The organism is Paraburkholderia fungorum (genome assembly GCF_046027605.1).
Classification (GTDB): Bacteria; Pseudomonadota; Gammaproteobacteria; order Burkholderiales; family Burkholderiaceae; genus Paraburkholderia; species Paraburkholderia fungorum_F.
The window spans coordinates 16239-35072 of sequence record NZ_JAQQEF010000007.1; the positions used below are offsets into that span (position 1 = coordinate 16239).

Here is an 18834-nt window from a genome sequence, read left to right on the forward strand (position 1 = left end):
CCAACTGCTACTTCAACCACCAACTGCTACTTCAACCACCAACTACAACCACACACACTTACTGCCTTCACTGCAACCCATCGGTACCACTGTCTTCACCATCAGAACTACTACTGCCGCTACGAACTTCTCAACACCAGAGGAAGCGCAACACGTGGCGCGATGCAAGGATTGACCAGCCGACTGTTCCGTTGCCATCGCGGTGTGCCGCGCTTCAGAAGTAACTTTACAAAAGTGTCACAGCGAATCGAATAGGAGCATTCTTAAAACTTGCCTAGCTCACTAAGAATCTCTTAGACCAACGACCACCAAAATAAGAATGCACAAATAAAAAAACGCCACGGAATCAACTTCCGTGGCGTTCTCTCAGCTTTCCAGCGAACGCCGCAATGCAGCGCCGCTTCAACCATCAATCCAGCATTACTGCGCGTTCACCCGCTTGCGTGCGTTTGCCGAAGCCACCGCCGTCATGTTGATGATCCGGCGCACGGTCGCAGCCGGTGTCAGGATGTGCACCGGCTTTTCGGCACCCAGCAGGAACGGACCCACTGTCACGCCTTCGCCGCCGATCATTTTCAGCAGGTTGTACGTGATGTTCGCCGCTTCGACGTTCGGCATGATCAGCAGATTTGCCTCGCCGGTCAGCGTCGTGCCCGGGAACGCAGCCTTGCGGACTGCTTCCGACAACGCCGCGTCGCCATGCATCTCACCGTCGATCTCAAGCGTTGGCGCACGCTCGGCGATGAGCTTGCGCGCCGCGGCCATGCGTTGCGACGACGACGACGGCGCGCTGCCGAAGTTCGAATTCGACAGCAACGCAACCTTGGGCGTAATGCCGAACTTTTCGATTTCACGCGAAGCGAGCATCGTCATGTCAGCGAGCTGTTCAGCGGTCGGTGTTTCGTTCACGTACGTGTCGCAAATGAACAGATTGCGGCCCGGCAGCATCAGCAGGTTCATTGCAGCGAAGTTCTGCACGTTGTCCGCCTTGCCCAGCACCTGCTCGATGAACTTCAGATGCGTGTGGTACTGGCCGATCATCCCGCAGATCATGCCGTCCGCTTCGCCGAGGCGCACGAGGATCGCGCCGATCAGCGTGTTGAACTTGCGCATCGCAGCCTTCGCGACGTCCGGCGTCACGCCTTCGCGCGCGCCGAGTTCGTGGTACGCCTGCCAGCATTGCTGATAGCGCGGATCGTCTTCCGGATCGACGACTTCAAAGTCTTCACCGCACTTCAGCTTCGAGCCCATCTTTTTCAGACGCATCTCGATCACCGACGGACGGCCAACCAGAATCGGCCTGGCGATCTTTTCCAGCAGCACGAATTGCGCGGCGCGCAGCACGCGCTCGTCCTCACCTTCGGCGAACACGATGCGCGCCGGCTCCGACTTCGCAGCGGCGAACACCGGACGCATCACCATGCCGGTGCGGTACACCGTCGTGCCGAGTTCTTCGCGGTAGGCGTCCATATCCTTGATCGGACGGGTCGCGACGCCCGAATCCATCGCGGCCTGCGCGACAGCCGGCGCGATCTTGATGATCAGACGCGGATCGAACGGCTTCGGAATCAGATATTCCGGACCGAATTCGAGGGAGTGGCCTTCGTACGCCTTCGCGACCTCATCGCCCTGATCGGTTTCTTCGGCCAGCTCGGCGATTGCGCGCACGCATGCAAGCTTCATTTCTTCCGTGATCGTGGTTGCGCCGACATCCAGCGCGCCGCGGAAGATGAACGGGAAGCACAGCACGTTGTTGACCTGGTTCGGGTAGTCCGAACGACCCGTCGCGACGATGCAGTCCGGGCGCACCTTCTTCGCTTCTTCCGGGCGGATTTCCGGTTCCGGATTCGCCAGCGCCAGGATCAGCGGCTGCGAGCCCATTTCGGCGACCATTTCCGGCTTCAGCACGCCGGCGCTCGAGCAGCCGAGGAACACATCGGCGCCGCGGATCGCGTCGGCCAACGTGCGTGCATCGGTGTTCGCCGCGTAACGTTCTTTCGACGGATCAAGATTGCCGCGGCCTTCGTAGATCACGCCCTTCGAATCCGTGACGAGAATGTTCTTCTTCGACAGGCCAAGGTTCACCAGCAGATCCAGACACGCGATTGCCGCCGCGCCCGCGCCCGAACACACCAGCTTCACTTCGTCGAGCTTCTTGCCGACCACCTTAAGGCCGTTCAGGATCGCGGCCGAAGCGATGATCGCGGTGCCGTGCTGATCGTCGTGGAAGACGGGAATCTTCATGCGCTCGCGCAGCTTCTTTTCAATGTAGAAGCATTCCGGGGCCTTGATGTCTTCAAGGTTGATGCCGCCCAGGGTCGGCTCGAGCATCGCGATCGCTTCGACCAGCTTGTCCGGATCCGACTCGTTCAGTTCGATGTCGAACACGTCGATGCCGGCGAACTTCTTGAACAGACAACCCTTGCCCTCCATCACCGGCTTGGCGGCGAGCGGACCGATATTGCCGAGACCGAGCACGGCCGTACCGTTCGTAATCACGCCGACCAGATTGCCGCGCGAGGTGTACTTCTGCGCGTCGAGCGGGTCGTCGTAGATCGCCATGCAGGCCGCGGCGACACCCGGCGAGTACGCAAGCGACAGGTCGAGCTGGTTCGACAGCGGCTTGGTGGGGGTGACCGAAATCTTGCCGGGTTTCGGAAACTGGTGATATGCGAGAGCGCTTTGCTTAAGTTGTTCGTCCATTTTTTGGCCTGCGAGACGTAAGTAATCGGGCCCGGCACACCGCACCGTTGACGGCGCTTCGCGTCTATCGAACGGATAATCGACTGCGGCGGTTTTCGCATGCGCCGGTTAGGCGCGGCGTCGAACCTCGGCGGAGGGCAAGACGGTGCGGAGTGCTACGCGGGTCGGTTAGTGTACACCCCGGACGTGTCGATGCACTGAGTGGTTAACACGCCTCGACATCGGCGAAACAGGGCCCAGCAATGCTGCAGCGCGGCATCCGGCGGCCAGTTTGCTCACCGCCGTGCGTGCGTCATGCGCAGGTTAAGGAGGGAACAGAAGCGCGGGTCACGCGTGTGTCATTCGAGTTCGGCGCCGCGTCGTTCGGGGATCAGAAAGAGCGTCGCGAAGATGTCGAGCAGATAGATCGACGCGAGCAAAGCGAGCGCCGCGCCAAACGAATAGCGTGCGGCCAATGCGCCTACGACCACTGGCCCGAAACCGCCGACCGCCCGCCCGATATTGAACAGGACGTTCTGCGCGGTGGCCCGCGCAGCAGTCGGGTAAAGCTCGGAGATCAGCGCGCCGTAGCCGCCGATCATCCCGTTGACGAACACGCCCATCGCCACGCCGCCGATGAGCAGCGCCATTGGCGTGGTCAGATGGGCATAGATGAAGACCATCACCACCGCGCCCACCTGGTAGAACAGGAAGGTCGGCTTGCGGCCGAAACGGTCCGCGGCCACACCGAACAGCCAGATGCCGCACGCCATGCCGAGAACCGTCACCGCAGTCCACACGCCGGACTTGGTCAGCGAATAGCCGAAGGTCTTCGATAAATAGCTCGGAAGCCAGATCATCAGACCGTAATAGCCGAAGTTCTGCACGGAACAGAGAATCACGATGCCGATGCTGGCGCGCGCGGTGCGGCCATCGGCCACCAGCAATTTGACCGGCAGCTTGCGCATCCCGCGCGCGACGCGCTCGGTGAACAGCGCTGGCTCCTCGACGTGGCGTCGCACGAAAAACGACACCACGGCAGGCAGCAATCCAATCGCGAACATGCCGCGCCAGCCGATCACCGGCAGCAGAAGCGGCGTGAGCAACGCCGCCGCCAACACTCCGAGTTGCCATCCCAATCCAACATACGACGATACCCGCGCCCGCTGCGACGCCGGCCACGCCTCGGCGACCAGCGTCATGCCGATACCGAACTCGCCGCCCAGCCCAATGCCTGCGATGGTCCGATACGCCAGCAGGTCGGTATAACCCTGCGCCAGCGCGCACAGTCCGGTAAAGACAGCGAAGATCAGAATGGTCCACGTCAGCATCCGCACGCGGCCGAAATAATCGCTCAAGACGCCGAAAATCAGACCGCCCGCTACCGCGCCAATCAGCGTCCACGTGACGAGCGAACCGGCCTGCGCTGAACTCAGATGCAGATCCACGGCAATGGCCGGCAACATGAATCCGAGGATCAGCAGATCGAAGCCGTCCATCGCATAACCGAGCACCGAAGCGAGCAGCGCGCGGCCAGCATAGCCGCTTTGGGCAGGTTCACGCGTCTCGGTGGCAGAAGAAGCGGCAGTCATTGAAAGCATTCCGTAGGGCATGAGGGCGGCAAACATGCAAGCCGCCCGGGAAATTCGCGTGAGTGTAAAGGCGCCCCAAGCCACTCACAAGCAAGCCAAAAAACAGACCGGCAATCCGCGCGGAAAGCAATCGCAATGCGGCCCGGGGCAGAAACCCTGCAAGCCTCTTTCAGTGATGCCGTGATAACCGTCGCTCGCCTCCGACACCCACGACGGCCTCCTCGGGAAGGCCATTTCGGGTAAAATGTCGGCCTACGCGCGTAGCAAAACCGGGCTGTACTCCACTGACCGGTTGTGTATTTGCCTACCAAGGCGCCGCCCATCATGGCGCGGCATACCCCGCTTGCTGCGCCACCGGGCCTCGCGCCCGCTTCTCCCCGCTCACACCCAAGGATCTGCCCATGACAGGCTTCGATCGCCAGACGATCTCCGACACCACCGCCAAGATGCTGCTGGAAGTACAAGCAGTGCACTTTAACGCGGAGAAACCGTACATCTTTACGTCCGGCTGGGCGAGCCCGGTTTATATCGACTGCCGCAAGCTGATCTCGTATCCGCGCGTGCGTCGTGGCCTGATGGAAATGGCGGAAGCCACGATTCTGCGCGACGTCGGCTATGAACAGATCGACGCGGTGGCTGGCGGCGAAACCGCCGGCATCCCGTTCGCGGCGTGGCTGTCCGACCGCCTGATGGTGCCGATGCAATACGTGCGCAAGAAGCCGAAGGGCTTTGGCCGTAACGCGCAGATCGAAGGTCTGCTGACTGAAGGGCAACGTGTACTGCTGGTCGAAGATCTGACCACGGACAGCCGCAGCAAGATCAACTTCATCAATGCACTGCGCACCGCCGGCGCCACGGTGAACCACTGCTTCGTGCTGTTCCACTACAACATCTTCAAGGAAAGCGTGTCGGTGCTGAAAGACATCGACGTCGATCTGCACGCGCTTGCTACGTGGTGGGATGTGTTGCGCGTCGCCAAGGCAAACAACTACTTCGACAGCAAGACGCTCGACGAAGTGGAAAAATTCCTGCACGCGCCGGCCGAATGGTCTGCGGCACACGGCGGCGCCAACGCAACGCAGCAGTAAGCGCAGCCGCCCAATGCGGATGGAATAAAAAAGGCTGCCTGTCGATGAGACAGGCGGCCTTTTTTCATTGAGCTCGTCGAGCCGGACGAACAGACGGCCGCGGCTAGGACGGCGTGCCGGTATCGTCGACCGAATACGACGACAGATTCAGCAAGCCGTTGCTCTGCGCGTACTGGAACAACTCGGAATCGCGATCGATGCCGAGCTTGCGCATTGCCGTGTTCTTCTGCGTGCTGATCGTTTTGATGCTGCGATTGAGCTGCTCCGCGATCTCCTTGATCGTCATGCCGGACACGAACAGGCGCACAACTTCGAGTTCGCGCCGGGACAGCATCACTTCTTCGTTCTTGCCGCCGGCATTCATGCGCAGCGTATCGAGCGACGCCTTAACGGACGGGCTCATATATTCGAGGTTGCGACTGACGTGCTGCACCGCCAGCCCGATGTGGCTCAGATCGTCCGATTTGTTGACGACCGAGGTCACGCCGAGTTCACTCAGCCGCTTGAGCAACGCGGCGTTCTCCAGCATCGTTAGCACGACGATGGGAAGGTCGGGAAAATTGCGCCGCAGATAACCGATCAACGGCAAGCCATCGCCGTATTGACCGCCTGGCATGGCCAGATCCGTGACGAGCACGTCGCACGCCACCGTTTGCAGCACCTTGACCAGTTCGGTTGACTGTCGCGCGCGCGCGACGACCTGCAGACCTGGAAACTTGAGCAAGGCCTGTTCGGCGCCGAACAGAATCACCGGATGGTCGTCAGCGACCACGACCCTGACTGGAGCTTGCATTGCCCTCCCCTCGACGGATAAACCACTCTCCAAAACTTCTGACATGCCTTTCTATTCTTGGTACTTGGACTGATCGGGCACGCGTCTGTGTTCGTGCGGACAATTCCTCCGACTATAGCCGATTTCACGTCCGCCCAGCCCGCTGTCAGCAACAATGATCCGCCGCTAAGCGAATGTTAGACTTGATTCGACCTTGGGGCACAAAATAGGGACAATAATCTTCGCGAGGTCGACTGCCTCGCGCCCTGACAGGAGAACCGGCACATGCGCGCGCGTTGCCTGGTTGTTTCGCTTGCTTTGCTGTTCCGCCGTCTGCCGTTCCTCGCCTGCGCGATGCTGGGTCTCGCGCTATTGGCCACCTATAGCCCTGACGGGCTCGCCGAGGACGCGTTCACGCTAACCAGCGCCAGTTTCCATGCGGGCGGTACAGTGAGTACCGCTCAGGTTTTCGATCAGGACGACTGCAAAGGCGGCAATCGCTCACCGCAATTAACCTGGCACGGTGCGCCGCCCGGCACGCGCAGCTTCGCCATCACCGTGTTCGATCAGGATGCGCCCGGCCGCGGCTGGTGGCACTGGGCCGTTGCGGCCATTCCGGCCACCGTCGACAGCTTGCCGGAGAATGCCAGCTCGTCCGGTATCCTGAAGAAACTCGGCGCGGTCGAAGCGCGCAACGACTTCGATATCGACGGCTACGGTGGCCCCTGTCCGCCGCCAGGCAAACCTCACCGCTACGTCATCACGGTCTATGCGCTAAGCAGCGCGGATCTGCGCCTCGCGCAGGGACGCCCGGCACTTATGTTCGATCACGAAATCGGCACCGCCGCACTCGGCAGCGCGCGAATGGTGGTCAACTACGGACGGTAACGGCGTTCGTCAAAACCTGTCTCGAACGACATCGGCTGCGTGCCTGAGCGCGACTCACACCTTGGCGTGTGCAGAGCCGCGGCGAGTTCCGCCGGCTCCACACTCGGCACGCCAGTTGGCGCACGGCTTGCGTCACCTTGCGTCCGCAGCGGAACTGCTGTCATCCGCGCGCGCTAATGTGCAACGGCTGGGCGTAGGCGATGCTTGTCGAGGCGCGTCGCCGCGTGCGCGCACCGTTGTCGTGCTTAACCCCGCTTTTTAATTTCGCCGGAGAGTGCCATGTCGAAGATCGTCATCGTTTATCACAGCGGCTACGGCCACACGAAGAAAGTCGCCGAGGCTGTGCTGGCCGGCACGCTAGAAGCAGGCGCTGACGCCAAGCTCATGCCGGTCGGCGAAATCGACGACGCGGCCTGGGCAGAGCTGGCGGCTGCCGACGCCATCATCTTCGGCGCACCGACCTACATGGGCGGGCCATCCGCCGACTTCAAGAAATTCGCCGACGCGAGTTCGAAACCGTGGTTCAGCCAGGCTTGGAAGGACAAGATCGCCGCCGGCTTCACCAATTCGGCGACCATGAACGGCGACAAGTTCTCGACAATTCAGTACTTCGTCACACTGGCGATGCAACACAGCATGATCTGGGCTGGCACCGGCATGATGCCGTCGAACACCAAGGCGGCGACCCGCAACGACCTGAACTACGTGGGCGGCTTTACCGGCCTCCTGACGCAGTCCCCCGCGGATGCGTCGCCGGAAGAAGCGCCGCCCGCGGGCGATCTGGAAACGGCTCGCATGTTCGGTGTGCGCATTGCCGGCGTGACGGCGCGCTGGAACGCGGCGCCTCGATAACGCACCGTCTCCGAAGGTTCGCGTCGGACAGCGGCCACGGCCCGCAGCCGCGTGCGCTCACAGCAGATGGAGCGCACTTTACAAGGCGCGTCGGTGTGCTTGCCAAGCGCAGCTAATCTCCTCGGAACTTGATCGCATCGGCTCGCATCTGTCGTGTACAGGTCATGCCAATGTCACTTTCGGCGCGCATCGTCGTTTTTTCACGTTGTTTTGCGCACCCGCCGCCGTCAGGTCTTAAAATAGCGTTCCGGCGCGGTGTCGCGCCCCGTTTCCAGCAAGTCAGTGAGATCGAGATGAGCACGAAAGTTTTTGTCGACGGACAGGAAGGCACGACCGGCCTGAAGATTTTTGAATACCTGTCGCAACGCGCCGACGTGGAGATCCTGCGTATCGAAGAAGCGAAGCGCAAGGACCTCGAGGAGCGCCGTCGTCTCATCAATGCGTCGGACGTCACGTTCCTATGCCTGCCGGACGTCGCCTCGCGCGAGTCGGCCTCGCTGGTCGAAAACGATCACACCGTGCTGATCGATGCCAGCACAGCCTTCCGCACCTCCGCCGAGTGGGCCTACGGCCTGCCCGAACTGGCGCGCTCGCAACGCGAGCGTCTGCGCACCGCGAAGCGCATCGCCGTGCCAGGCTGCCATGCGTCGGCCTTCGTGCTCGCCATGCGTCCGCTCGTCGAAGCGGGCGTCGTAGCGCCGGAGTTCGCGGCGCACGCTTATTCGATCACCGGTTATAGCGGCGGCGGCAAGAAGATGATTGCCGACTACGAAGCCGGTGGTAATGACAAGCTCAAGAGCCCGCGCCCGTATGCACTCGGCCTCACGCACAAGCATCTGCCGGAAATGGCTGCGCATACGGGCCTGAAATCGGCACCGGTGTTCACGCCGATCGTCGGCGACTTCTATAAGGGCCTCGCGGTCACCACGTTCTTCTCGCCGAATCAGCTGGCCAAGAAAGCCACGCCGCAAGACGTCCAGGCGCTGTTCGCCGAGTACTACGCGGGCGAGGCCTTCGTGCACGTCGCGCCGTTCGATGCAGAAGCGAATCTCGACAGCGGCTTCTTCGACGTGCAAGCGAACAACGACACCAACCGTGTCGACCTGTTCGTGTTCGGCAACGAAGAGCGCTTCGTGACCGTCGCGCGCCTCGACAACCTGGGCAAGGGCGCGTCGGGCGCCGCGATCCAGTGTATGAACCTCGCAATCGGCGCCCCCGAGGAAAGCGGCTTGAAACGCTGAGCTCGTTCCAGACGCAGACGGCAATTCGCCGTCAGTTTTCCGAAAGCCGGTCTTTGCAGACCGGCTTTTTTGTTTTAAAAACCTGCCATCAGAATTCCCGTATTCACGTTTAATCAGTAGTAGCCCGCATTACTTAAAAAAGAAAAATCGGACTACCCATTAACCGACGGTAATTCATTCCTGAAATCGACGCGCCCCGCATAGTTTTCCGCATAGGGAAACTCCGGATTTTTTCGCGAACGGTCGTTCGAAGATGATAGAGCCATTTTGCCGCAACGCTTGCCTGGCAAGGGTGTGCGGCGAAGCAACGATGCCGCCGCCGAACCCAAATTTACTTTTTTGTTTAAAAGGCATCGCCGGCTCCGCCTAGAGCGCGTGCGGCAAAAAATCGTGCTGTTTGAATCGGTCTTTTTAGACGGCTCATTCAATTGACAGGCATTAAACGCGCAGCGAAATTAGCTCGCACAAATACATGAAGGGAGACAGCAGCATGTCGCACGCCATTACACGAGGCTTGGCAATAGCCATTGCCTCGGCCCCATTCCTCATCGCTTGCGGCGGCGGCAAGGCCGACAATCCAGGCGCGATCAGTGCACCGCAATGCTCGGGATCGAGCTGTGGCGTGCAAGGTCCGCCGCCCACGGGTTCGAATCCGACAGCGCTGTGTCCCGCTACCGCCGACATTGTGAAGACCACCTTCCTGGGCGGAGCAGGCAGTGGCGAAGTGGTACAGGTCAACATCGACGCGACGGCGATGACGTACACGCTGAAGTGGCTCGAGTCCCCGATTCCATTGACGAGTGCCAGCGTCGAGGTGACGCGAGCCGGCACGCAGATCACAGGCGCGGTGATCCACCCGCCGACCGGCGCGTTGCCGACCGCGGAACAAATCCGTTGCGCATTCATCCTCGGCAAAGGCACCGGCACCGCGTCTGACGGCACCACTTACACAACGCCCGACTTCGTCGGCAATCCCAATCCGCCGACGATCCTCGTGGGCCAAGGCGTAGCCGGCGGCGGCATTCCGGGCGCGACAGTGGAATATGCCGGTGCCTTGGGATTAGGTATCGGTGCGGTGAACAAGCGCCACTTCGACTTTTATCCGTTCCTCGGCTTCGCCACTACCACGACCGACCTCACCAAACTGGTGGGCACTTACAACGGCTTGCTCTATCACCTCTCACCCACGGCGAATTACGAAACTGTCGCCACCAATTCGGTCGAGACATTCGACGCCAGCGGTAACTGCACGTCCTCGAGTCCCAGTGGATGCTTGACGACCGGCGCAGCACTCACACCGAACAGCAACGGTTATTTCGATAGCGCGAACCCGCCGCAGATCGTCAATGGCGGCACTCCCCCTCCACTCCGTACGGATAAATCCGGCACGGCTCACATGATCATCGGCCAGATCAACGGCGCCACCGTACCGCTCGTGGTCCGCACCGGGCACGTCAAGATCCTCTCATTGTCGGTCGACGACGAATCCGGTATCGCCATGCTCGCGGCAGCCACGCCCCTCGCATCCGGCGGTTTCGACGGCGGCTATGTCGGCGCGGATTCGAACTTCAAGTCCACCGCGACGTTGATCCAGGGCGGCGTTGGCACCTTCATCAATCCGTCGACTTCGGCCGCGGAAGACGGGTTCGGGCTGGGTTACGGTCTGCCGAGCCCCGGACTGGTCGGCGTCCAGCAAGCGAACGGCCAGACCGGTCTCGCCATCGCCTCCGGCGGCCTGTACGCGATCGAGATCCAGGGCACGGTCAACCAGGGCATCACGCCGACGTCGGCCAATTCGGACACGCCGAACGCCCCTTACTTCGGCATCGGTGCGCAAATCAGCAAGTAACCAGGCAAGAAAGCGAAGCAACAGCAGTTCGCACTACGAGACATAAATAGAGCAAATGGTGGCCGGACTGGGAGCCGGCCACACACAACGAGAAAATTCTGGAGGCGGTATGAAATGGAGAATCCTTTCGGTGCTCGCTCTTGCAGCCCCGTTGCTGGGGGCGTGCGGTGGTGGTGGCGGCGGCGATGGACCGGTGACGGAGGTTCGCCTGTGTCCTTCGTCGCTCGACTTCGGCACGGTGTTCACGGGTGGAGGCGGTGACGGCGAGCTAGTCAAACTGCAGATGGACACCACCAAGATGACGTGGCAAATCAGCTATATCGAATCGCCGATCCCGGCAACCACCGGCACCGTCGCACCGACGCGCGCCGGCCAGACTGCAAGCGGCACGCTGACCCAGGAAACACAGCTGCCGACCAACAAGCTGAACCAGTGCGCCTTCCGGCTGAACGGTGCAAGCCTCGACCCGAGTCGTCCGGCGCGGATTTTCGTCGGTGAAGGCGTGGCGGGCGGCACGATTCCGGGCGCGGAAATCTCCTTTGGTGGGGTTCTCGGCGTGGGCGCCGTGCCCGACACCAAGTTCCCCTACTACCCGTTCATCGGTTTCTCGTCGATTGAAACGAATCTCGCGAATGTGGTCGGCACCTACAACCAGCTCGGCTATCACCAGGTTCCGTCGCAGAGCTTCGCGCCGGTCGCGGTCGATTCGAAGATCACGATCAATGCCGACGGGACGTGGAGCGAGTGCGACAACTCCGGTGTGAACGCGGGCAAGTGCCAGCAGCCGGGCACGAACTTCGTCGCATCGAGCGACGGCAGCGGCGCGTTCGAAACCGACAAGTTCCTGGGCCAGGCCAAACCGACCCTCGCCACGACGCCGAAAGCTCGCGGCTACATGATCGTCGGCAAGCTGCGCAACCAGGTCGTGCCGATCCTGGTGCGGACCGGCGCGGCGAACTCGTCAGTGACGACGCTGGTGAATGGCGAACCCGGCCCGTATGCGGACGACGAATCGGGCATCTCGATTCTGGCGCCCCAGACCTCGATCGCGGTGAACTCGCAAAACGGTGAGTACATCGGCGTGGATAGCCAGTTCGACTATCGCTCCACCGCGCTCGAAGGCGCGCAGGCCACGCTGCTGGATCCGTTCAACGCGTCGCAGGCATCGCTCGCGACCGCGCTGAATCTGGACTTCACGCAGACCGTGCCGGGCGTTGTGACGACGACACAAGTAGGCGCGTCGACGGGCACCAAGCCGACCGGAAAGATGATCTTCACCGGTGGCGTGTTCGGCTACCTCGATCTGACCAACGCGGCCTCGCCGTACTTCACGATCGGCGCCTTCGTCCAGTAATGGACGCAACACGCGCCGCCGACACGCAACTAGGCGTTCGCGTGCCGGCTGCTGCGCGCAGTCATCGCGCAGCAGCCGGCGTCCACCGGGTATTCAGCGCATCGGCCGGGCAGCCAACCCGCCGTCGCTCGCCGCGCGCGCTCAACGCAACGCGCGCCTCAGGAGGAACAACATGAAAAAACTCTATCTGGCGATACTGGCCGCCTGCCTGTCAGTCAGTGCGCATGCACAACACGCGGGCGATAACGTCGCCGTGCTCGGCTGGTTCCACGTCATGCCGCAGGATTCAAGCACGCCGCTGACCACCAACGTCGCCCCGACGCCGATCAATACGCCACTGCGTCTGCCGAACTCGTTCACGTCCAGCGGCACGGGCTTGTCGACCAATAGCGCCGATACGGTCGGCCTCGTATTCAGCCATTACCTCACCGATCACATCGCCGTGACGACGGTGGCGGGCGTGCCGCCGGTCTTCAAGATCTACGGCCACGGCACCATCAAGCCGCCGGGACCGGCAGGGGCGCTCGGCCAGCAGGACCTCGGCGATCCGCAGGCCAATCCGATTGTGAAGAGCGTGCGCCAGTGGAGCCCGGCGCTGCTGTTCCAGTACTACTTCAATGAGCCCACGGCAAAGTTCAGGCCGTTCGTTGGTATCGGCGTGTCGTATAACTGGTTCTCCGACGTTCAGCTGAGTCCGAACTTCGTCACGTCCACCCAGAACAATCTCGGCGCGGTGCTGGCTGCCGGTGCGGGCAAGCCTGGGCAGACGCAGGTGTCGGCGAAGGCTTCTTCGTCGTGGCAACCCGTGTTCAATGCGGGTCTTGCGTACAACATCACCGACCACTGGGGCCTGGTGGCATCGGTCACGTACATCCCGTTGAAGACGACCTCGTCGGTCATCATCAAGGCGGCGGACGGCACGGAACTGGGTGTCTCGAAGGCAGAACTGAAGGCCGACCCGATCATTTCCTTCCTGGCCGTCTCGTATAAGTTCTGAGTTCGGTGCGGACGCGACCAAGCCGGCTGGTCCCGCGGGGGCCAGCCGGCTTGGTTTTCTTGCACGGGCGGCGAGCGACCCTGGATCGGCGGCCCGACCGGTGAGCTGAATACTCGGTGGATGCGGGCTGCTGCGCGATGACTGTGCGAAGCAGCCGGAGCGAACGGGAGGACGCCGGAAATTCAGGCAAAAAAAAGCCCGCCTAAGTTGGCGGGCTGAATCCATATCAGAGGAGACATGGAGGAGACAAGACGAACTATAGCAAATGCTTTGGTGCGTCGCAACATTCAAATTAGGGTTGACCCTCGTCGTTGTATAAAAGCAACAATTTTGCGTGGCGCTTTGCGGATGGCGGCGACCGTAGCCGGCCGCCAGCATTCGCAGCCGCTCAGCGCCCCGCCCGCCGCGCCGCCACCTGTCCCAGCACAGCAAAATCTTTCTCGCCGTCGCCATGCGCCACCGCTTCGATCAGGCTGTCGCGCACTACGCTTGCGATCGGCAACGGCGTCGTGACCGCATCAGCGGCCGCCAGCGCGAGACGCAGGTCCTTCAATCCGAGACGCGCCTTGAACAGCGCCGGCTCGTAACGCTGTTCCGCGATCATCTTGCCGTAGCCCGCATAGACCGGCCCCGGAAACAGGCCGCTCGTGATGACGTCGAGGAAGTCCTGCATCGCAAGACCGTGGCCGGTCACCAGGGTGGCCGCCTCGCCAAGTGTCTCGACGGCTGCGCCCAGCATGAAGTTGGCCGCAAGCTTCATCACGTTGGCCTGCTGCGGCAGCGAACCGATACGCCACGTTTTCTGGCCGATGGCGTCGAAAATCGGTTGTACTCGATCGATCGACTCGGCCGGCCCGCCCGCCACGATCGTCAGCTTGCCGGCAGCGGCGACGTCAGGCCGCCCCATCACCGGTGCGGCGACATAATGGACGCCGCGCGAGGCATGGGCCGTCGCCAGTTCCTCGGCCAGCGCCACCGAGATTGTCGCCATGTTCACGTGGATCAAGCCGCGCGGGGCGTGTTCCAGCAGCGACGCGGTGATGACTTCGCGCAGCGCGGTATCGTCGGCGAGCATCGAGAACACGGCGTCGCCCGCAAACGCTTCAGCCGGCGTCGCCACGACGCGTGCGCCTGCGTCGACGAGCGGCTGCGCGCGTTCCGGTGAGCGGTTCCACACGCGCACCTGATGCCCGGCTTTCAATATGTTTGCAACCATCGCGGCACCCATCTCGCCGAGACCGATAAAACCGATGTCCATCTGTCACTCCGTCTTCTAAAGAACTGGAAGTAAAGCACACCCATGCGACACGTGCAGGACAGCGCGCAATTAAGCCCGGTGCGATACTGTTGCGATGGTCACCGCGACATTCCGCTTCTACGAGGAGCTGAACGATTTTCTCGCCCGGCCCTTGCGCCGGCGCGCGTTCAGTTACGCCTGTGCGCCCGGCGCAAGCGCGAAACATATGATCGAAGTCCTTGGCGTGCCGCATACCGAAGTCGAACTGATCCTGGTGAATGGTGAATCGGTCGGTTTCAATCATCTGCTATCCGACGGCGACCGCATCGCCGTTTATCCGAAGTTTGAAGCGCTCGACATCCAGCCGCTCTTGCGCGTGCGCGAACATCCGCTGCGCGCGGTGCGCTTCATTGCCGATGCGCATCTAGGCGGTCTGGCCCCGCTGCTGCGGCTGGCCGGCTTCGACACACTCTACGACAACCACTATCCCGACGCCGACATCGAAGCACTCGCCGCCGCACAGCAGCGCATCGTATTGACGCGCGATCGTGAGCTATTGAAACGGCGCTCCATCACGCATGGCTGCTATGTGCGTACGCTGCGTCCGCATGAGCAACTGCGCGAAGTGTTTGAACGGCTCGATCTGGCCGGCAGCGCGCAGCCGTTCCGTTTGTGTCTGATGTGCAATGCGCCGCTGCGACGCATTGCCAAAGCGGAAGTCGGTGATCGGGCGCCCGATGGCGTGCTGGAACGACACCACCAGTTCGTCACCTGCGACGTGTGCCGGCGCGTGTTCTGGGAAGGCACGCACTGGCAACGAATGCGTGCGCTGATGGACAGCGTGGCCGGCGCGCCGGAACGTCACGCTTGAGCAGCCAGACCTCGCGCGCCCCGAACGCCGCGCCAACGCCCTTCGAGTGCGGAATCGCCGCGGCTCGCTCGACCCGCGGCGCGATGCGTACAATGCGGGATCACTTATCTGGCAGAGGCCTTCCGTATGGCGATGAAAAAAACCGACCTTGAAAAAAACAAGGCACTCAAGCTGAACAACGCAATGAAACTGTCTACCGCAGACCGCTTCGGCAAGGCCGCAGCCGCCGAGCCGAAGCTCGATCGCCGCGAACAGCGCAAACTCGACCAGGCGCACGGCCTCGTCGCGTTCGCCTGCAAGCTGAATGGCGACCTGGTCACTGAACTGAAAGAACGGGCCGCCACGCATCCGGACGGCATGACCGGACTGCTGAACGAGGTCATCAAGCGCGGCCTCGCGGGCTAAACGCCGCAGAACCCGCTGCTCAACGCAAAAAGGCCAGAGCATGAGCTCTGGCCTTTTTGCTGGCGACTTTAACAGACCCTACATTGCACTCGCCGGCTAGCGGCGCGCCGAAGAGAGCCGGCCGGATTCGCCCGACGCAACCAAGCGTGAGCTTAGTTCTGCGTGCCCTTGTCGTTCGTGCCTGCAGCCGAAGCAGCCGACGAAACCGGAGCGCGCTTGCCGTGCGTCTTCAGCTTCTTGATGTGGTGCTTCTTCGGCGTGCTAGCTGCAGCGGCCGGCGCTGCTGCGTCCGATGCCTGTGCGAAAGCTTGAACGGAGACCAGCGCGATCGAAGCGGCTGCGAGCGAGACGATAAATTTTTTCATGTGTTGTTCCCCAAACCTGGACGACTGAGTCAGTGTGAATGAAATAGCTGCGCGGTGAAGCAGACAGGGCCTGAGGCGCCTTACCGCTCCCCGCGGGAGAGTATTACGCAGTGTAGGCGGTTTGTCATGCCCAAAACTCGATATGTATTTTCCGGGAGACAGCTTGCTTTCGTGATGCTTTCACTCATTAAATAGGGCGTATTAGGGAGATTACCTAGTCGCGCTTTCAGAGCAGATTTCGCAGCAAACTGGCGGTCTCCTGGAGAGTCGGCAGTACCCGATGCAGCGCGGCATTCGCCGACTCCTGGCCGATCGGCATGCTCACGCTGATCGCCGCCACGACCGCGCCATGCCGGTCACGCAATGGCACCGCGACACCGCGCATGCCCAATTCCAGTTGTTGGTCGGTTACGACATAACCATCGCCGCGGATTTCGCCCAGCACTTCGCGCAGGCGTTCGACGGTTGAATAGGTGTGCGGCGTGAATACCTTGATCGGATAGGACGCCAGCCATTGTTCGATGCTTTCCGGCGCCTGGAAGGCCAGCAGGACCAAACCCGCGGACGACAACGGCGCGCTGGCTCGCGATCCGAGCACGAAGCCCACCGCCATCGCCCGGTTGACGCCATTGCGCGCGACGTAGACCACGTCGTGTTCGTCGAGGATCGCCACCAGCGCGGTTTCCTGAATAGTTGCGGTGATGCGCTGAAGAAACGGCTGCACGGTGCGCGGCAAGCGCGCCGAATCCAGATACGATTGACCAAGCCGCAATACGCGCGGCGCAAGCCAGAACAGCTTGCCGTCGGTATCCACATAGCCGAGCTCGCGCAGCGTCAGCAAATAGCGGCGCGCCGCCGTGCGCGACAGTCCGGTGCGGGCGGCCACCATGGACGGTGTCATGCGCGCGTGCTCTTCGTCGAATGCTTCGATGATCGCCAGCGCCTTCGCGGCGCCGGCGATCCAGTCTTTCTCGTCCATAGCGTCTGCCTGAAAGTCGGGCCGCCCGGTGGGTCAGTCGTGTCTTGAGCCGTCCGGCCATTGCGCGATTATCGCGCGAGTGGCTCGCCGTGCGACCGGCCGGGTTGTTGCGGCGTATCCTGCGCGCGTGCGCGCGGATAAAATCGGCGCCTCGCCCTGCACGCCTTGTTAGAACAACCGAATTCAAAAAACCGCCTTTGAAACCTGATACACGCCAACACCTGCGCGCCAATCTGCTAATGCTGATCGCAGCCATGATCTGGGGCTCCGCGTTCGTCGCGCAACGCCTGAGCCTCGATGCGATCGGGCCATTCCTGTTTACCGGACTGCGTTTTCTACTCGGCGCGCTGGTCGTGCTGGCCATGATCGTCTGCGTGCGGCGCTCCGCGCTTGCGGAATTGTCGAAGCGAGAACCCGGCGGCGCACGCGAACTGTTCGGTGCGGGTGTGCTGCTGGGCCTCGTGCTGGCTGCGTCGATTTCGTTACAGCAGATCGGCCTGCAATACACGAAAGTCGCCAACGCCGGCTTCATCAGTTCGTTGTACGTGGTGATCGTGCCGCTGTTGGGCGTGCTGTTTCGGCATCGAACCGGATTCGGCACGTGGCTCGGTGCGACGCTCGCTGCGCTCGGCATGTACTTTCTGAGCGTCAACGAGCACTTCTCGATTCTGTACGGCGACTGGTATCAACTTGCCGGCGCGTTGGTGATTTCCGTACAGATGATGCTGGTTGGACGCTTCGCGCTACGGCATGACCCACTCATGCTGGCGCTCGTGCAGTTTGTGACTTGCGGGCTCGCATGTCTGGTCGTCGGCCTCGCGATCGAGCCGGTCAGTCTCGCGGTGATCGAACGTGCCGCGCCGACGATCCTGTATGGCGGGGCATTGTCGGTGGGCATCGCTTATACGATCCAGGTGGTCGCGCAAAAGCATGCGACGCCGTCCCATGCCGCCGTGATCTTCAGTATGGAAGGCGTTTTCGCCGCGCTCGCCGGCTGGCTCGTGCTCGGCGAAACGCTGTCGGCGCGCTCGCTATTCGGCTGCACGCTGATGCTCGCGGGTTTGATCGTGTGTCAGGTGATGCCCGCCTGGCGACGCGCAAGCGAGCGTTCGCCTCACGCCTCGTGAGGTTTCAGCCAATCGCCCCATTCCGCGCCGAAACGCGTGAGATATTTGCGCAAGCGGTCGGCATCGTTCGGTTGCTTCCTGGCTTGCCGCGACACGGCAAATAATGTGCGGCCCGCTTGCGACAGACTCGCCGACGCCTTGCATACCTCAAGCACACGCGGCAGTTGGAAGCGCTCGAACAGGTCGTAGTCGTCGGCACGCGACCGCTTGACGGCGGCGTCTGCCGTCAAGCGGCGCGCGGATACGCAAAGAGCTTGGGAGTATCGGCAGTGGGTGGAAACACACACCAGCAGCCGTCGTCATGACGAAAGAAAAAGAGACCGCGGGACCCGCCTTCGAGAGAAGTCTCCACGCGCACATAGCGCCTGCCGCCCAGGCGGGTGCGACTGAATTCAGTGACGTGAACCGGAACCGAAGGGCCCGGCGCCAGCCATTTCTCAACCAGGAAACGCAGCGACTGTTCACTTGCTGCTCTCATGATCCGCTCCGGACTGGCTTGTCGTGACGCGTGTCGCGTGCGGCTTCGTTGCTTTCG

18 protein-coding genes and 1 pseudogene are annotated in these 18834 nt (G+C 61.8%); 10 read left to right on the forward strand and 9 right to left on the reverse strand.

Annotated features, from left to right (window positions below):
- Positions 1 to 420: 420 nt before the first annotated feature.
- Positions 421 to 2703 carry an NADP-dependent malic enzyme gene (locus PQR53_RS13660; RefSeq protein ID WP_408454358.1) on the reverse strand — a complete coding sequence of 761 codons (2283 nt, stop codon included), beginning with the start codon at positions 2701 to 2703 and terminating at the stop codon, positions 421 to 423.
- Positions 2704 to 3041: 338 nt separating this feature from the next.
- A complete protein-coding gene (locus PQR53_RS13665; protein ID WP_408454360.1) occupies positions 3042 to 4274 on the reverse strand; it encodes an MFS transporter in 1233 nt (410 codons plus the stop codon).
- Positions 4275 to 4675: 401 nt separating this feature from the next.
- Here PQR53_RS13665 and PQR53_RS13670 point away from each other — a divergent pair, with 401 nt between their 5' ends.
- Entirely contained in the window at positions 4676 to 5362 is a 687-nt protein-coding gene (locus PQR53_RS13670) for an orotate phosphoribosyltransferase (protein ID WP_179734848.1), read from the forward strand.
- 103 nt (positions 5363 to 5465) lie between these two features.
- Here PQR53_RS13670 and PQR53_RS13675 read toward each other — a convergent pair whose 3' ends face one another.
- Complete coding sequence (locus PQR53_RS13675; RefSeq protein WP_408454363.1) at positions 5466 to 6155, reverse strand: response regulator; 690 nt, start codon at positions 6153 to 6155, stop codon at positions 5466 to 5468.
- A gap of 264 nt (positions 6156 to 6419) precedes the next feature.
- Between PQR53_RS13675 and PQR53_RS13680 the strand changes: the two genes are divergently transcribed.
- The 3 genes from PQR53_RS13680 (at position 6420) to argC (ending at position 9115) form a co-directional block, all read left to right on the forward strand.
- On the forward strand, positions 6420 to 7022 hold the full coding sequence (locus PQR53_RS13680; protein ID WP_408454365.1) for a YbhB/YbcL family Raf kinase inhibitor-like protein: 603 nt from the start codon (positions 6420 to 6422) through the stop codon (positions 7020 to 7022).
- Between the two features lie 279 nt (positions 7023 to 7301).
- Positions 7302 to 7874 (forward strand): flavodoxin family protein, encoded by a 573-nt coding sequence (locus PQR53_RS13685; protein WP_179734854.1) that lies wholly within the window; start codon positions 7302 to 7304, stop codon positions 7872 to 7874.
- Between the two features lie 293 nt (positions 7875 to 8167).
- The gene (gene argC / locus PQR53_RS13690; RefSeq protein ID WP_408454368.1) at positions 8168 to 9115 is read left to right on the forward strand and encodes an N-acetyl-gamma-glutamyl-phosphate reductase; all 948 of its coding nucleotides are present in this window, start codon (positions 8168 to 8170) and stop codon (positions 9113 to 9115) included.
- 174 nt (positions 9116 to 9289) lie between these two features.
- Here argC and PQR53_RS13695 read toward each other — a convergent pair whose 3' ends face one another.
- Positions 9290 to 9469, reverse strand: coding sequence for a hypothetical protein (locus tag PQR53_RS13695; RefSeq protein WP_408454371.1), 180 nt, complete (start codon positions 9467 to 9469; stop codon positions 9290 to 9292).
- Positions 9470 to 9605: 136 nt separating this feature from the next.
- Between PQR53_RS13695 and PQR53_RS13700 the strand changes: the two genes are divergently transcribed.
- The 3 genes from PQR53_RS13700 to PQR53_RS13710 all read left to right on the forward strand — a co-directional run bounded on the left by PQR53_RS13700 (position 9606) and on the right by PQR53_RS13710 (position 13315).
- On the forward strand, positions 9606 to 10964 hold the full coding sequence (locus PQR53_RS13700; RefSeq protein ID WP_408454373.1) for a DUF2957 domain-containing protein: 1359 nt from the start codon (positions 9606 to 9608) through the stop codon (positions 10962 to 10964).
- A 109-nt stretch (positions 10965 to 11073) separates the two neighbouring features.
- A complete protein-coding gene (locus PQR53_RS13705) occupies positions 11074 to 12318 on the forward strand; it encodes a DUF2957 domain-containing protein (RefSeq protein ID WP_408454376.1) in 1245 nt (414 codons plus the stop codon).
- 172 nt (positions 12319 to 12490) lie between these two features.
- The gene (locus PQR53_RS13710) at positions 12491 to 13315 is read left to right on the forward strand and encodes an OmpW/AlkL family protein (RefSeq protein WP_408454378.1); all 825 of its coding nucleotides are present in this window, start codon (positions 12491 to 12493) and stop codon (positions 13313 to 13315) included.
- Between the two features lie 388 nt (positions 13316 to 13703).
- Here the strand turns inward: PQR53_RS13710 and PQR53_RS13715 are convergent, their stop codons facing one another.
- Entirely contained in the window at positions 13704 to 14573 is an 870-nt protein-coding gene (locus PQR53_RS13715; protein ID WP_408454381.1) for an NAD(P)-dependent oxidoreductase, read from the reverse strand.
- Between the two features lie 94 nt (positions 14574 to 14667).
- On the opposite strand from PQR53_RS13715, the gene PQR53_RS13720 reads away from it, so the two are divergent.
- Positions 14668 to 15423, forward strand: a complete 756-nt coding sequence (locus tag PQR53_RS13720) for a Mut7-C RNAse domain-containing protein (protein ID WP_408454384.1) — start codon at positions 14668 to 14670, stop codon at positions 15421 to 15423.
- 126 nt (positions 15424 to 15549) lie between these two features.
- Positions 15550 to 15828 (forward strand): hypothetical protein, encoded by a 279-nt coding sequence (locus PQR53_RS13725; RefSeq protein ID WP_408454387.1) that lies wholly within the window; start codon positions 15550 to 15552, stop codon positions 15826 to 15828.
- A gap of 152 nt (positions 15829 to 15980) precedes the next feature.
- Here the strand turns inward: PQR53_RS13725 and PQR53_RS13730 are convergent, their stop codons facing one another.
- Together PQR53_RS13730 and PQR53_RS13735 are read right to left on the reverse strand one after the other, a co-directional pair.
- On the reverse strand, positions 15981 to 16193 hold the full coding sequence (locus PQR53_RS13730) for a hypothetical protein (protein WP_408454390.1): 213 nt from the start codon (positions 16191 to 16193) through the stop codon (positions 15981 to 15983).
- A 226-nt stretch (positions 16194 to 16419) separates the two neighbouring features.
- Positions 16420 to 17172, reverse strand: a complete 753-nt coding sequence (locus tag PQR53_RS13735; protein ID WP_323047927.1) for an IclR family transcriptional regulator domain-containing protein — start codon at positions 17170 to 17172, stop codon at positions 16420 to 16422.
- 197 nt (positions 17173 to 17369) lie between these two features.
- On the opposite strand from PQR53_RS13735, the gene PQR53_RS13740 reads away from it, so the two are divergent.
- Positions 17370 to 18299, forward strand: a complete 930-nt coding sequence (locus tag PQR53_RS13740; protein WP_408454393.1) for a DMT family transporter — start codon at positions 17370 to 17372, stop codon at positions 18297 to 18299.
- On the opposite strand, the pseudogene PQR53_RS13745 reads toward PQR53_RS13740, so the two are convergent.
- Positions 18287 to 18514 (reverse strand): annotated as a pseudogene (locus PQR53_RS13745) (hypothetical protein); the annotation flags it as partial. The gene PQR53_RS13740 and the pseudogene PQR53_RS13745 overlap by 13 nt on opposite strands.
- A gap of 11 nt (positions 18515 to 18525) precedes the next feature.
- Positions 18526 to 18777: a hypothetical protein gene (locus PQR53_RS13750; RefSeq protein ID WP_408454396.1), complete on the reverse strand. Its 252-nt coding sequence runs from the start codon at positions 18775 to 18777 to the stop codon at positions 18526 to 18528.
- Between the last annotated feature and the right edge of the window lie 57 nt (positions 18778 to 18834).